The sequence below is a fragment of the Bacteroidota bacterium genome (assembly GCA_016718825.1).
GTDB lineage: Bacteria > Bacteroidota > Bacteroidia > J057 > JADKCL01 > JADKCL01.
The window spans coordinates 261,952-276,840 of record JADKCL010000002.1; the positions used below are offsets into that span (position 1 = coordinate 261,952).

10 protein-coding genes are annotated in these 14,889 nt (G+C 48.9%); 8 read left to right on the forward strand and 2 right to left on the reverse strand.

Annotated features, from left to right (window positions below; translation table 11 throughout):
• Window positions 1-84 precede the first annotated feature (84 nt).
• Window positions 85-852, forward strand: a complete 768-nt coding sequence (locus IPN95_03215) for a hypothetical protein (protein MBK9448425.1) — start codon at window positions 85-87, stop codon at window positions 850-852.
• Between the two features lie 49 nt (window positions 853-901).
• Here the strand turns inward: IPN95_03215 and IPN95_03220 are convergent, their stop codons facing one another.
• Entirely contained in the window at window positions 902-3,667 is a 2,766-nt protein-coding gene (locus tag IPN95_03220) for a TonB-dependent receptor (protein MBK9448426.1), read from the reverse strand.
• Between the two features lie 86 nt (window positions 3,668-3,753).
• Window positions 3,754-4,563 carry a GLPGLI family protein gene (locus IPN95_03225; protein ID MBK9448427.1) on the reverse strand — a complete coding sequence of 270 codons (810 nt, stop codon included), beginning with the start codon at window positions 4,561-4,563 and terminating at the stop codon, window positions 3,754-3,756.
• A 185-nt stretch (window positions 4,564-4,748) separates the two neighbouring features.
• On the opposite strand from IPN95_03225, the gene IPN95_03230 reads away from it, so the two are divergent.
• The 7 genes from IPN95_03230 to IPN95_03260 all read left to right on the forward strand — a co-directional run bounded on the left by IPN95_03230 (window position 4,749) and on the right by IPN95_03260 (window position 14,858).
• Window positions 4,749-5,090, forward strand: coding sequence for a hypothetical protein (locus IPN95_03230; GenBank protein ID MBK9448428.1), 342 nt, complete (start codon window positions 4,749-4,751; stop codon window positions 5,088-5,090).
• A 9-nt stretch (window positions 5,091-5,099) separates the two neighbouring features.
• The gene (locus IPN95_03235) at window positions 5,100-6,032 is read left to right on the forward strand and encodes a hypothetical protein (GenBank protein ID MBK9448429.1); all 933 of its coding nucleotides are present in this window, start codon (window positions 5,100-5,102) and stop codon (window positions 6,030-6,032) included.
• 310 nt (window positions 6,033-6,342) lie between these two features.
• Window positions 6,343-6,654, forward strand: a complete 312-nt coding sequence (locus IPN95_03240) for a hypothetical protein (protein MBK9448430.1) — start codon at window positions 6,343-6,345, stop codon at window positions 6,652-6,654.
• 191 nt (window positions 6,655-6,845) lie between these two features.
• Window positions 6,846-9,101: a SulP family inorganic anion transporter gene (locus IPN95_03245; GenBank protein MBK9448431.1), complete on the forward strand. Its 2,256-nt coding sequence runs from the start codon at window positions 6,846-6,848 to the stop codon at window positions 9,099-9,101.
• Window positions 9,098-10,429: a hypothetical protein gene (locus tag IPN95_03250; GenBank protein MBK9448432.1), complete on the forward strand. Its 1,332-nt coding sequence runs from the start codon at window positions 9,098-9,100 to the stop codon at window positions 10,427-10,429. Before IPN95_03245 ends, IPN95_03250 begins: the two co-directional genes overlap by 4 nt.
• Window positions 10,430-10,440: 11 nt before the next feature.
• Complete coding sequence (locus IPN95_03255; GenBank protein ID MBK9448433.1) at window positions 10,441-12,993, forward strand: DUF2309 domain-containing protein; 2,553 nt, start codon at window positions 10,441-10,443, stop codon at window positions 12,991-12,993.
• Window positions 12,990-14,858 (forward strand): hypothetical protein, encoded by a 1,869-nt coding sequence (locus tag IPN95_03260; protein MBK9448434.1) that lies wholly within the window; start codon window positions 12,990-12,992, stop codon window positions 14,856-14,858. Before IPN95_03255 ends, IPN95_03260 begins: the two co-directional genes overlap by 4 nt.
• The last annotated feature ends 31 nt before the right edge of the window (window positions 14,859-14,889 follow it).

Consider the following 14,889-nt stretch of genomic DNA (forward strand, 5'->3'; position numbering starts at 1 on the left):
ATGCGAATGAATTCGCGTCTTGATTTTACAATTGCCTTGGAAACCTTAAATTAGTGCCAATTGCGGGAATCGCAAACACAATACATGAATAAGATCCTTCCTTTGATACTGCTTTTATTCCTGGGTTCGGTAGAAATGACCAAAGGTCAAGCCGATGCCGGACTCAAGATTGACAAAAAAATCCCCGTAACCGGCAGTGAAAAATTTGACTTTGTCTTCACGCGCTCAGTCCTTGTCGGCAAAACGGATGGCGTACCGTTTAATGCAAGTCGTTCAGGTGCCTACAGCTTCGGAATCGGATATGGATTCCCCATCGGGAAGTCGCTGGAGTTGAAGTTAGAGCCACGCGTACTCTGGCACAAAATGTACTTTTCCAACACGCCTGACAAGTGGTTTCCATCAAGTGACAGCAGCGCCACATTGGTGTACGAAAAGCAGCGGATTTCCTATTTCGAAATCCCCGTTGCGCTGAAGTTCAAGCTTGCGCGGAGCAAGTACGTGGATGAGAAATCAGACGAAGCAAAGGTCGGGAAGTACAAATTCCTCTTCGAAATGGGCTTCGTTTTTGGACGGAGGCTGGGAAGCACCTACAAAACGCGTCATTATTCCGGCGGGACATTGGCAGCTCCTGTTTTGCCCAAAGTGACGGTAAAATCCAACCGAATTGAAGATTTGGCCCCGTTTCGCTTTGGCCCTTATGTCAGGATCGGTACAAGTTGGCTGTCGGCTTACGGCTTTTATCGCTTGAGCGATCCGTTTTTGGGTTACCGCAGGTTTGGAAACGAGGACGGCTCGAGTCGTTCATACCCCAATTTCACCAAATTGGAACTGGGGATCACCGTCGCGCTCTAACTGGCAATTGGGCTAGGAGGGAAGCCCTCCATATCAAGGCCACTACCACTTAGCGCTTGTTACCCACGCTCACAATGGCATAGCTGAACGATCCTAGAAAATACCTGCTCAGGGTATTGACAGTCTCCTGTTGTTGGTAGTTGAACTGCGCCGTCCTGGAGATGCCAATATTCTTGTTGAGGATGTCATTGGCGGTGATGCGGAGCTCCCCGCGTCCATTTTTGAAGATCTTCTTGGAAACATAGGCACGCCACAAGGGAACAATTTGATTCGAATCAAATCCGGCACCTGAATAAATTGAACAATCCATACCCGTCATCACCACAAATTTCTTTGGCAGGAAAACCGTGATTTCTCCGAAAAGACCTGAGTTCAAATAGCTTTGATTGAGGTTGGTGGCATTGGGGTAGGACGTGACGGTGTAGGAAGTACGACCACCGACACTTGCGTCAAAATGATCCTTGATCTTGTTTTCGAACCGTATGTCGCCGCCATTGGTAAAGCGGTTCACAATGTTCAAATCTTCATTGATGTAAACCAAGCTGCGACCAACCGAGCTGTTTCCGTTCACTGAAAATTTCATTTGGAGCTTCCGAATGGGGGTACTGAAAGAAAGGAAGCCATTGACTTGCAAATCGTTGTCTACGTTGACCGGCATCGTGGTTTGACGCAAAAGGCTGTCAACCGTGGTTCTTTGGCTGATTTTGTTGGTGGTATAGTTGGTGGAAAGCATTGCAAAAAACGAGGTGAATGAAAATTGGTCGAACAAGTTGTAATGAAAACGCAGGTTGTGGGCGTATTCAGCCTGGAGATCAGGGTTTCCGACGGTGATATTCAAAGGGTTGCTGTTGTTGGGGACCGGCTGCAATTGGGCGACGGTGGGTTCGTTGACCCGAGTGGTATAGTTCAACCGGATGTTTTGGCTTTTGGCCATTTTGAGCCGAAGCGCAACCGATGGAAGGATGTTCCGGAAATTTTTGCGAATGGTGGTATTCGTCGTGAAAATCTCACCATTCAAATCCGAATTTTGGAAAGCAAGTCCCGTCGTTACATTCAAGCTTTGATTGTAATAGCGCCAGTTAACTCCCAGCTTTTCATAGCGGTAAGTGGTTTCGTAGGAGCTGGTCAAAAATGGATTCAAAACGGGATTCGCGCCGTCTGGATCCAAGTCAAAAAAGGATTTGTCCAATGTATTGTCGGTCTGTTGATACTGGAAATACCCTTCGAAGGCATTGTGCAATCCCACCGGTTCAGTGTATCCGATACGACCATTGTAGCTGAGCAATCCTTGATCTTGCAGTTGGTTTTGACGCAGGGTATCCAACTGAAGCAGATTCGTATCAGGCCGCAAAAATTGGTTTGCGGAGGTCAAATCACCATCTTGGTCTTGTGGATTGTACCGAAACGAGCCCGTCACCGTCGCAGACCTGCCGCGTTTACGGAATCGGTGCATCAAACTCAAGGTCGGATTGATTTCGCTCAGTCCCGAATTGGACAGGTAATGTTGCTCGCTTTGTGTTTCAAATCCAGAGACTTGGGTGCTGCTGACCGTGTCATTGACCAGCGAATTCCCATCGCTCATTTTATAATTCACGCGCAAGCTCAGTTTGGTGAGCGTGTCCAAATCCTGTTTCCAATACAAGGAAACCCGGTGGTTTTGATTTTTATCGGTTTGATCTCCGTTTTGATTCGTCAAGAAAGAGCCTTCATTCAGAATGGTTTCCTTAAAAAGGTCGCGGCTGATGTCCTTTCGCAGATAATTGTAGAAGTAACTCGTCGTAACCTGCGTCTTTTCATTGGGAGTCCAGTTGCCATTCAGGCCACCTGCGCCTGTGGTGAAAAAGCCCGAATTGGGATTGGAGGAGAGGTTCAGTCCAAGGTCACTTGCCGACATCGCCTGTGTCGGATCGCTGCTGTTCATGAGATTGCCCATTCCGCCGACAAATCCCATATAATCCTTCATTGTGAAGCTTTGTTGGTTGGTATTGTTGGCCTGTCCGAGAAATGAAAGCTGCGACTTGTCCCCAAAGCGATTGAGATTGGCCTTGGATTCAAAACGCTCCTTGGTCCCGTAACCCGCTGAAACATTGCCGAAGTATCCGGTTTTGTAGTCATCCTTCAGCGTGAGGTTGATGGTACGCGTCCTTGTCCCATCGTCAATGCCCGTAAATTCAGAGACATCGCTCATTTTATCGAAAACTTGCACCTTGTCAACCGATTCGGCAGGCAAATTTTTGCTAGCAACCTTGGGATCGTCGCCAAAAAATTCCTTCCCGTCCACAAGAATCTTGGTTACTTCTTCACCTTGCGCCTTGATATTTCCGTCGCGGTCGACTTCCATGCCGGGCAGTCGCTTGAACAGCTCCTCGACACTCGCATTGGGCTGCACAGTAAATGCTTTTGCATCGTATTCAATGGTATCACCCTTGAATCGGACGGGAATTCGCTCGTCGGTGATTTCCACATCATCGATTTTGGAGGATTCGGGCGTCATTTTGAGTTGCCCCATATCCATGGTTGGCGATTCACCGCCTACGGTAAATTGCTTGGCTAAATTCCTGTGCTTCAAATAGATCGCCTTGAACACATATTCGCCAGCTGGGACATCGGCAAAGCTGAATTTTCCATCTGGGCCTGTAATCGCAAAACTCTGCAGAATGCTGTCAGAGGCTTGCAGGAGCATCACGCTCGCAGCAACAAGCGGTTCGCCGGCATCGTCGGTAAGTTTACCGGAAAGTGTGTATTTGTTTTGGGCATTCAGCAGGTTGAAAGCACCGAAAACGATGAAAACGAACAGCAAAGCGAACTTTTGCATACCTGAAAAGGGACTAAATTGACTACCAAAGAATGGGAGAGAGGGTGCTCCAACGGAATTGACATGAATGGAAGCCCCAACTCAGATTATTCGTGACGAATGATCACTTGACCACCACCGCCGGAACCACCCATTCTTGCTTTCCATTCGGCACGCATTTCTTCCATTTTTGCTTTGGCCATTTCATCATATTCGGCCTTGGTAACCACTTTACCACCTTTTGGCTGCTCATAATCGGCCATTTTGATATCCTGCATTGCAACGGAATCTGCCGTGATCGTCGTGCGGCCTTTATCCAAAACGAGCTCCATGATCAATCCAGGTAGTTGGCCATAGCCGTTCGGACCCGCTGAAACCGGAATCGTCGGGCAAAACCAACCCACAACTTCCGTGGTATCCACCATGGTTACCGCCTTTTGGCAGACGTAACCTGAAATTTGCTTGGCTTCTCCCATGATTTTCCATTGGAGCTTGGGGGTTTCGTCTTTGATCAGGAATTCACGCTCAAAGAACTCCCGTTTTTCTACAAATTTCCCCTTTTTGATGTCCCAATAGTGGATCGAGTTGCTGTTGAACATCATGCGACGCATCCCGCCGCCGCCATGTCCTTCGGCATTGGCACGGGCAGTACGCTCAGCATCAATTTTTTCCTGCTTCGGAGCAACCTTATAATAGGCGAATTCAGGGTTGAAGGTCAATTCCCTGAAATTCGTGAAGGTTTTGGGCATTTTCTTCCGCATTTCCTCGATTTGAGCGCGCATCGCAGGATCCATGTCCGCAGGCGGAGTCCAATCGGTCTTGGTTACTTCGGAATAGGTGATGACACCGGAATTGGCAACTTGACCGAAAATGGCCATCGGAAGCACCAACATCAAGGAAAACAGAACTTTTTTCATTTTTGAAATCAGATATTCGATAGACAAAGGTAGCAAACCATGAGCCAATAAGGCAGATAGCAACTGGTTAAACATTGTTAAGTCTTCGAATTGTCTGCCTGTCAGGGGCAAAAACAATGTAGCAACACGTATTTTTTTTCGGTGAAATTGTTTCTAGCTTTGATCTCGATAAAAATGCTGAATTCATGAAATTGATGCGCGTTGCGTTTGCTTCCTTGGTCGTGATTGGCCTGCTGAGCGGTTGTAAAGAGGATTTGGTCAGGATTCCATGTGACGGCAGCAGTCCGGTTTGGAACGGTGAAGTCTTTGAAATCGTGGCTGCCACCTGTTTGGGGTCTAGCTGTCATGGCTCGGGTTCTTCTCGTGGGGATTTCAATTCCTATGCAGGTATTGAGCCCTATCTTTTGGATAACAGCTTCGAAATCTCCGTTCTGCAAAATCGCACGATGCCTCAGAATGGTACTTTGCCGGATTCCTCATTGGCAGCATTGCAATGTTGGCTGGAAAATGGTTTCCCTGAAAATTAAAGCAAATCATTGAGCGCACTCACTCAACTCTATGGACCCAGGTCGTTTGTCGTGATCGAGCGGCATTTTTTACCGCAGGTTCAAGGCGCTTCAGGTTTGGCGGAGGTGGCCGAAGGTTGGCTTGCCATTTGCGATGATTTGCCTGACTTGTTGTTGCTCGACGGCGAAGGAAATTTGTTACAAACGATTCGGGTATCCGCCGAACCGCCAGTGCTTGTCGAGGGTAGAGTTCCAAAAAAGCACAAACGAGACTTTGAATCCATCGCAGACTATCGCCAAGGCAAGGAAACACACTTGTTGATTTTCGGATCCGGATCGAAATTGCCCCAGCGGGGTTTCGTGGTGAAAGCCGTGTGGCTCGATGGTTTGAAATCGTACAAGGAATACAATGCAGCTAAATTCTATCAGCATTTGCTTCAAGTTGCAAAGATTACCGAGGAGCAACTGAACATTGAAGGTGCGACAATCTTTGACAACAAAGTTGCCTTGGCCAATCGCGGAACGAATCAGATTTTTTGGATTGATCTGAAAGAATTCCTGAAATTTCTTGAAACGGATTGCATTGGGCCGATGCCGGCGGTCACCTTGAAATCTTATGTGCTGCCACAGATTATCGGCGTCCACAGCGGATTTTCTGGCGCCGGTACCGACCTGCGTCGGAACCGGATTTACTTTGGCGCTTCAGCCGAAGATACTGTAGACTGGATTCAGGATGGCCATGTACTCGGCAGCTTTATTGGATGGATTGTGAGACCGACAGCAACGGATGGCGGCGACATGCATTTGATTCCGGTTGTTGACGACCAAGGCGAATTTCTCCAAATCAAAATCGAAGCGATTGCCTTGTTGCCACAAGTGGAAAGCCGCGTGCGCATGTTGGCGTTGACCGACAACGATGGCGGACAGTCGGAGATGCTCGTGTTGGAGTTGCGCAACGGTTAGCGGTGATTTTTCAGATCTTGCTGTATACTCTTGATGATGAACAAAATAGCCCCATTTCGCTGCCTATCCGTTTGTCCTATAATTTATGTTATGTTAAATAGAAAAGCAGGCGAATACCCCGTCCTCTTGCTTTCACGTTCGCATTACGAATTTTTAACGTCATTATAATTGCTCAATTCACTCAACTGTCCCCACCTTTGCCGTCGTCTCGGGTTTGCAATGGATGCCGATGTCGCATGGATTGACTTTGGTCAAGAAATTGTCGAACTTCGTAAACGTTACTGATTCGGTACCTTTTTGATAAAAGGCAATGAAAAGGAAAATTGGTTGGTTGATCGTAATGCTTTTTGGGCTGACCATGCTCATGGAAGTTGCTGTCCTCCCCCTATTCACGAGCTTTGCCAGCAAATTTGAATGTTCCGTCATTGCCGAACTCACGGACTTTGAAGAACAGGAAAAACTAGAATCGCTATCAGAACTGCAACTTGCGATTGTTGCGATTCTTCCCGAATTCCAGCTTTTTACGACCGAAGAACCCCTTGAACTAGCCGGAAACCCAAAAAATCCCGATATCGGACTTTCCACAGAAGTCTTTCTTGAATATCGGTCCATCCGGATTTAGATCGTATTCCCATTTCCTGGAGCCAATCCAGGTGATTGGCAAACGCCGAATGAGCGTTTTGCCGATCAAAGTTATGCTTGATTGTTGGTAACCAACAGGATTGCTGCGTCCAATCGCTGCATTCATTCCTGGAACGGTCCGCAAGCACAGCATCACAATTCCAATCCTTTGGTATTTCAAATCGTGTTGCAATGGGAAAAAATTCGATTCATCAGGCGTCCTCGGGCGTCGATACTACCCCCAAACGGGGTTTGGCAGGCTTAAAAAACAATTGGAAAGCAGACCTGATTTCGGGATTTACGGTTTCCTTGATCGCCCTCCCCTTGTGTTTGGGGATTTCACTCGCCTCCGGCGTGCCGCCGATTGCCGGCATTTTTACAGCAATCATCGGTGGGATGCTTGCCTCCCGCGTAGCGGGGAGCAACGTAACCATTAGTGGTCCGGCAGCCGGACTGATCGCGACAACCTTGGCTGCCGTCGAGACACTCGGCGGAGATGACCACGCCGTTGGCTATCCCTATGCCCTTGCAGCAATCCTGATTGCAGGATTGCTCGTCGTGGTGATGGGGATTTTCAAGGTGGGTAAATTGGGAGACTTTTTCCCAAGCGCAGCCGTCCACGGGATGCTCGCCGCGATTGGTATCATCATCATGGTCAAACAATCCTACGTGGCGCTTGGCGTGCAAGCCCCCAAAGGCGAATTCCTGGAGGTGCTCGCCCACCTTCCGATCGCTTTTGCATCTCTTAACCCGGAGATCGTGGTAATTGCAAGCTTGAGTTTGTTGATTCTCATCGTGTACCCGATGATTGACAACAAGTGGATCAAGTTGATTCCGGCGCCGATGTGGGTGCTGATGGCCACCATACCCCTCAGCTTTGCATTCGATCTTTTTCATGAACACCATTACCATTTTGCCGGTAACGACTATGAAATCGGGCACAAATTCCTCGTCAACCTTCCCAGTAATCTCGCTGATGCTGTGGTATTTCCTGATTTTGGCAAACTGGATACGGGTGTGTTTTGGGTTGCCGTGATGAGTTTTGCCTTGATTTCAGGACTGGAGAGCTTGCTCAGTGCCAAGGCTGTTGACACGTTGGATCCTTGGAAGCGCAAATCCAATCTCAACCGCGACCTTTTTGCCATGGGCGCCGGTTCTTCGATCGCTGCTGCCATCGGCGGCTTACCGATGATCTCGGAGATCGTGCGCTCAAGTGCAAACGTCAGCAACGGTGGCCGAACGCAATGGGCGAACTTCTTTCACGGACTATTCCTGCTGATTTTCTTGCTCTTGCTCAAGCCGTTGATCATGATGATTCCGCTTTCGGCATTGGCTGCCATGCTGATCTTCACCGGGTTCCGACTGGCTTCACCCCGTGAATTCATCCATATGTATCACATCGGATGGAAACAATTGGTCGTTTTTCTGGTGACAATCCTGATGGTGCTTGGGACAGACCTGCTGATTGGGGTTGCCGCCGGCATTTTTACCGAGCTCCTCATCAATGTTGCCTCCGGGGCGAAATGGAGCAGCGTTTTCAAGGCAAAAACTTCCATTTCCCAAGTTGACGACACCCTCACGATCAAAGTCAATGGTGCCGCGGTGTTTTCCAACTACCTTTCGCTCAAGCGATTGGTTTCCAGTCACGTGGGAAACCAACACGTAATTCTCGACTTTTCCGATGCGAGATTGATCGATCATACCGTCATGGTCAATCTCCAGGAAATGCAATCCGACTTCAAACGTCAAGGACGCGTCCTTACATTAGAAGGTATGAATCAGTTGACTGCGGTGAGCAGCCACCCGCTTGCACCGCGGATCAGGGCAAAAAAGGAGGTTTCACTCCTGGCAAGTTTGAGCCGCAGGCAACTCGAATTGCTTGTTTTTGCGCTTCAAAACCATTTCGACTTTTTGCCCGAGGAATGGGAAGATCACGATGCTTGGACCGGATTTCCGAGTACGCAAGGCCATCAAATCGACAGAGTTACAAGCGTGTTTGTCAAGAAAAATGCAGGCGCAGTCCTGACCATTGCGGATTTGAAGCTCACCTCCGGTGCGTTGCTCACGCTTGAATCTCAAGAAAACACCTATATGCGGATGGATTTAAGGGATTTTTCAATTCCGACATTCACCCTCACACGCGAAACGGCCATGGACCGTATGGCGGAAGTTTTGGGCGCACAAGACATCGATTTTGAGGCAAATCCAGAATTCTCGGGGAATTTCCTCCTGAAAGGGTTTGAAGAGGATGCAATTCGGCAGTTTTTTGTGCCAGAATTACTGGAACTGCACGAGCAGCATCCCGATCTTTTTGTCGAATCCCTCGGCGATGCCGTACTCGTTTATAGCAATCGAGGGTTGGCCACCGAATCTACCATCAAGGAAATGCTTGCATTTGGAAAGGCATTCTGTGACATTGCATTGATGCAAATGGTAGTCGAGTCATGAAAAAGCACTTCCTTATCTACGCGTTGCTGGCGACGCTGCTGATTTTACCCAAGTCCATTTTTCCGCAAGGCGAAATGAAGCTCAAATTGGATCAGAATGGCGATCGCTACGTGAAATTGACCTTCACCAATCAACTTTGGTTGCGGGCCAATCAAAGCAATCCCGGTACCACTGTGCTTGGCGAACCGGTTGCAAACACTTTTGACATTGGCCTTCGGCGTACCCGAATGCAACTTTTTGGCCAAGTCACCGATCGCATGTTCTTCTATACACAGCTGGGAATGAATAATTTCAATTTCCTGGCTGGAAATCCCGGGAACAGGAAACTCCAATTGTTCATCCATGATGCGCTCGGCGAATACAACGTCTTCAAGGGAAAAACCTTGCTGAAACTTGGCGGCGGATTGACCATTTGCAGCGGATTGTCGCGGTTTACCCAGCCGAGCATCGGTACGATCATGACCTTGGACGTCCCCGTTTTTGCGCAAGCGACTGTGGATCAAACGGATGAATTCGCCAGGAAATTGAGCGTCTTTGCCAGAGGGCAACTCGGTCGTTTGGATTATCGGCTTGCGCTGAGCGACCCCTTCCCCATAACCTCGAATGGCGTCGCACAACCTGCAATCTCCAATGAGGCGACCTTTGCGCAAATGGGACATCGACATCAATACCAAGCCTTTTTCATCTGGAATTTCCTTGAAAAAGAACCGCATGTGACCCCTTACATGCAGGGAACATATCTCGGAAAAAAGAAGATTCTCAACTTGGAGGCCGGCGCAATCTATCAACCCAAGGCAACTTGGAGCCTCGGTGGCGTCGATACGCTCTACCACGACATGTTGCTCTTGTCAGCGGCTGCATTTTTGGATATGCCCGTCGGAAAGGAAGGCAAATCCGCGATCAACGGCTATTTGGGCTATTTTAACCTCGATTACGGACCCAACTACGTGCGCAACAATGGGATCATGAATCCCGCTAATGGCGTTACTGCAATCGGGGGAAGCTTTAACGGGGCTGGAAATGCCTACCCCATGTTTGGTACCGGGCAAGTGGTCTATGCGCAGTTTGGTTACAAACTGCCGGATTCTTTGATGGGTTCGCTGGGTACATTATTACCCTATGCATCGGCTCAGTATGCAAATTTCCAAAAACTGGACGCGCCCGTCTTGGTGGTCGATGCCGGAATCAACTGGCTGATGCAAGGTCATACCCAAAAGCTGAGCCTTGACCTTCAGAATCGGCCTGTATTTGCAGCCGATGCCAATGGCAATCTCGTCACCAACCGGCGAAAAAGTGCGCTCATTCTTCAATATCAAACTTCATTCTGAATCTCACGCAAATGAAATCTCACACTGAAGACCACAACGCCGCCTTGCACCATGCAGGCGCTGCGAATGGAACTGCATTCGATGAACATGAGGTCCTGCATCGGCTCAAGCACTACCTTCCAGCGCAAAGTCCACTCAAGGACTTCGTGCACCACAACACGTTGCATGCTTTTCAAGACCGGAAATTTGAGGAAGGAATCCGCGAGGCCTCCGAAATATTCGGTTACAAGGTGTCTTTGATGCTCGACGAATACCGCTCTGCTTACAAAAAAGGGCAGATTCGGGCCGACATATTTGAGAAAGTGATCCAACTGCATCCGGATGGCACCGCTCCTGCGGATTGGCGCCACCGCATGTTGGAAAAACAATACGGACCCCAACCCAAACCATTGGTTGGCCGGTTGCGGAACGTTTGGCGTACCCGCTATCACTTGGACCTCGACACATTGGTACACCCGCTCCTTTTCCGGATTCTTTGCAGCTACTTGGATCAGGGCGTGTCCATCTGGGATTTTCCAGCACAGGAAACGACCTTTTTGGGTGCCATCCGAGAATTGGAACGCAATGCCTTTTCTAGTTTTTTCAAAACCAAACGTGCCCGGCAGCTTCTCAAGGAAGGAAAATGCAGCATTCAAGACTTGTTGACGATCATCGTCGGCAAGGACACAAGCTTGTATGAGCAATATTTGTTTGACCTTCAATTTGCGCATCAAGGCTGGTCTGGACTTGTCGCACAGGTCGAAGATCACCCTGAATCGTTGCTGGACTACAAACCGATCAGTTTGCACGACTTGATCCATTTTGAATTGCTTTTGGAGATCGACGCGTTGGATGGTCATTTTGGAAGTAAATGGAAGCCTTTGGAATCCATTGAAGACCTGCCGCGAGAGGATCTTTTTGACCATCGAGCGGCCTCAGAATTCCAGATTGTGCTCGCGCGCTGGCAAGAGGCCTTTGAATGGAGCTACTACGACAGCATTTTGGCCGCCGTCAAGTACTCAGAGAAATCGACCGCCGATTTGACCAGACCACCTCGTTTTCAGGCGATGTTTTGCATCGATGACCGCGAATGTTCGCTGCGGCGGTACATCGAAGCGGAAGCTCCTGATTGCGAGACCTTCGGAACCGCAGGCTTTTTTGGCGTCGAATTCTTCTTCCAGCCTGAAGGAGGCAAATTTTATACAAAACTTTGCCCCGCACCCGTTACGCCAAAGTACCTGATCAAGGAATTCGGTTCGCAGTCCCACCGCAAAAAGGACATTCATCTCTCCAAACGTAGCCATTCGCTTGGGCAGGGTTGGTTGATCGCCCAGACCCTTGGATTCTGGTCTGCTTTCCGGTTGTTTTTGAACATTGCGCGCCCGAGCATGGGTCCCGCGATGACCTACGCCTTCCAACATCACGACCGGTTGGCCAACTTGACCATCGAAAATACCGATCCCAACCACACGGAAAATGGTCTGCAAGTCGGGTTTTCCATTGATGAAATGGTGACGCGGGTCGAAGGTTTGTTGCGCAGTATCGGTCTGATCGACAATTTTGCTCCGCTTGTGTATGTCGTTGGACATGGCTCGAGCAGCATCAACAATCCGCATTACGCTGCCTATGACTGCGGTGCCTGCTCGGGGCGGCCCGGTTCGGTGAATGCGCGTGTCGTTTGCCACATGGCCAATCACGAGGCAGTCAGGCGGGAACTTGCCGAACGTGGCATTGTGATACCCGCACAAACGCGGTTTGTCGGCGCATTGCACGATACCTGCCGTGATGAAATCGAGTTTTTTGACGAGGCTTTGCTTTCTCCGCAGCTGATTCAGATGCATGAGGAGCATGTCGCAATGTTTGAACGGGCTTTGGATGGAAATGCCAAGGAGCGCTCGCGCCGATTGGAACTGATTGATTCCCATAAGAATGCGCATTTCATTCATGAACGGATCAAGGCGAGATCGGTTTCCCTCTTTGAACCGAGACCGGAATTGAACCATGCAACGAATGCCCTTTGTGTGGTGGGCCATCGGTCCCTGACAAAACACCTGTTTTTGGATCGCCGGTCGTTCATGAATTCCTACAACTACCGTCAGGATCCTGAAGGAAAGTATCTTTTTGGCATTTTGAAAGCGGTCGCGCCGGTATGTGGCGGTATCAATCTGGAGTATTTCTTTTCCAGGGTCGACAATCAGAAGCTTGGAGCAGGCAGCAAGCTTCCTCACAATGTGATGGGCTTGATCGGCGTCGCCAACGGCGCGGATGGAGATTTACGACCTGGATTACCGAGTCAAATGATTGAAATTCACGATCCGGTGCGGTTATTGGTGATTGTTGAGCATTACCCGCAGGTTGTTTTGAATACCATCCAGCAGCATGCAGAGACCTACGAATGGTTTCTCAATGAATGGGTCCATTTGGTTGCCTACCATCCCACCGAGGGCGAATTGTACCAATTCAAGAATGGACATTTCGAGCACTATTCTCCGCTTTGTGACCACGTAGATAGCATCCAGCAAATTGTACCGATACTTGAAGATGCGACCGATAACATTCCTGTATATCAATTAAAAACAAAATGATCGAGCTACTCCATATAATTGTGATTCTCCCTCTCTTGGGATTTTTGATCAGTGTCCTCATGCCGCGCCAACGAGAACAATGGCTGTCAATGACCGCTGTGTTAACGTTTGGCGGGCAACTTGCCGCTACTTGGGTATTGGTGGGAATGTGGGCTTTGAATGGGTTTGTGATTTTGGATGTCAAGGACCTTGTGCTTTTCGAAACGACGGGCTATCAATACTTCATTGACCTGCATTTTGATGAGATTACGGCCGTTTATGCCATTGTCGGATCATTTCTGAGCTTCCTCGTTGCCATTTACAGCCGTGTGTACATGCACCGGGAATCCGGTTACAAACGGTTTTTCAACACCATTCAATTGCTTTTTGTCGGCTATACCCTCATCATCTTTTCGGGGAACCTTGAAACGTTGTTCATCGGTTGGGAATTTCTTGGAATCTCATCGTTTTTGCTCATTGCCTTTTACCGGAACAGGTATTTGCCAGTTAGAAACGCATTCAAAGTGTATTCCCTTTACCGTTTGGGCGATGTCGGTTTGATCTTGGCGATGTGGCTCAGCCATCACCTTTTTCACGGGAATATCACGTTCAAGGAGCTTTCAGACCCCGCATTTGTCAGTGAGCACCTCCATAGCCATACGTGGATCGGTGTGACGATATCCCTGATGATTTTGTTGGCTGCCGCTGTCAAATCAGCGCAATTGCCATTTTCATCATGGCTCCCACGTGCAATGGAAGGTCCCACCCCATCGAGCGCGATCTTTTACGGGTCACTTTCGGTGCATTTAGGTGTATTTATTTTGCTGCGCACGTTTCCATTTTGGGAAAATCAGCTTTCCGTGCGGATCATGATCGGTGTGCTGGGGATCGCCACAAGCCTCCTTGCGAGTGGCATGGCGCGCGTACAATCTGCGGTTAAAAGTCAAATTGCTTATGCCTCGATTGCGCAAATCGGACTCATTTTCTTCGAAGTTGCGATGGGTTGGGAATATTTGGCCTTGGTTCACTTTGCTGGAAATGCCTTTTTGCGCACCTATCAATTGCTCGTTTCGCCCTCTGTCGTCAGTTATTTGATCCGGGAGCAATTCTACAACTTTGAGCCGCGCATCCGCACAGCCGAAGATTCGCTACCCAAACGATTCATGTACTCCTTATATATGCTTTGTCTCAAGGAATGGGGGCTCGACCAATTGATTCACCGCATCTACCGAGAGCCATTGAAGCGTATGGGGCGCAGCATCAGGTTTTTGAATCGGCGCAACATTTGGTACATTTTGGTGCCTTCCATGCTGATGGGTTTTGGGCTTTTGATGATAGAAGATACGATTCCAACCGAAATACGGCCCTATTTTCCAGCCGCATTTGCGCTCATCGGTTTGGTGGTGGTGCTGCGGGCATTCGTAGAACGGAGAAGTGCCACAATGGGATGGTTCCTGGTTTTAGCGAGTCACCTTTGGCTTGCGCTGGCCATTTCATTCAACGAGCACTTCAAAGTGACGCATACGATCATGTACCTTTCCGGAATCGTGGTGTCGGGAATCGTCGGGCTGATTTGCCTTTATCAGCTCAAACGGCTGGAAAAGCATGTGAATCTCGATCGGCACCAAGGCCATAGTTATGAGCATGACCGGCTTGCCTTGGTTTTTCTCCTGGCTTCTTTGGGGTTGACTGGCTTCCCGATTACGCCTTCTTTTATCGGGGAAGACCTGATCTTCAGCCACATCCACTCGGATCAAATCGCCTTGGCTGCCTTTTGTGCCATTGCGCTCGTCATTGACGGCTTGGCGGTGATCAGGATTTACACCAAAATCTTCATGGGAACCCACATTAAGAGCTATCATGAAAGTGCATACCGGTCATCTTGATGGCTTGTATTTCAGAAGCGGGGTCATTGGA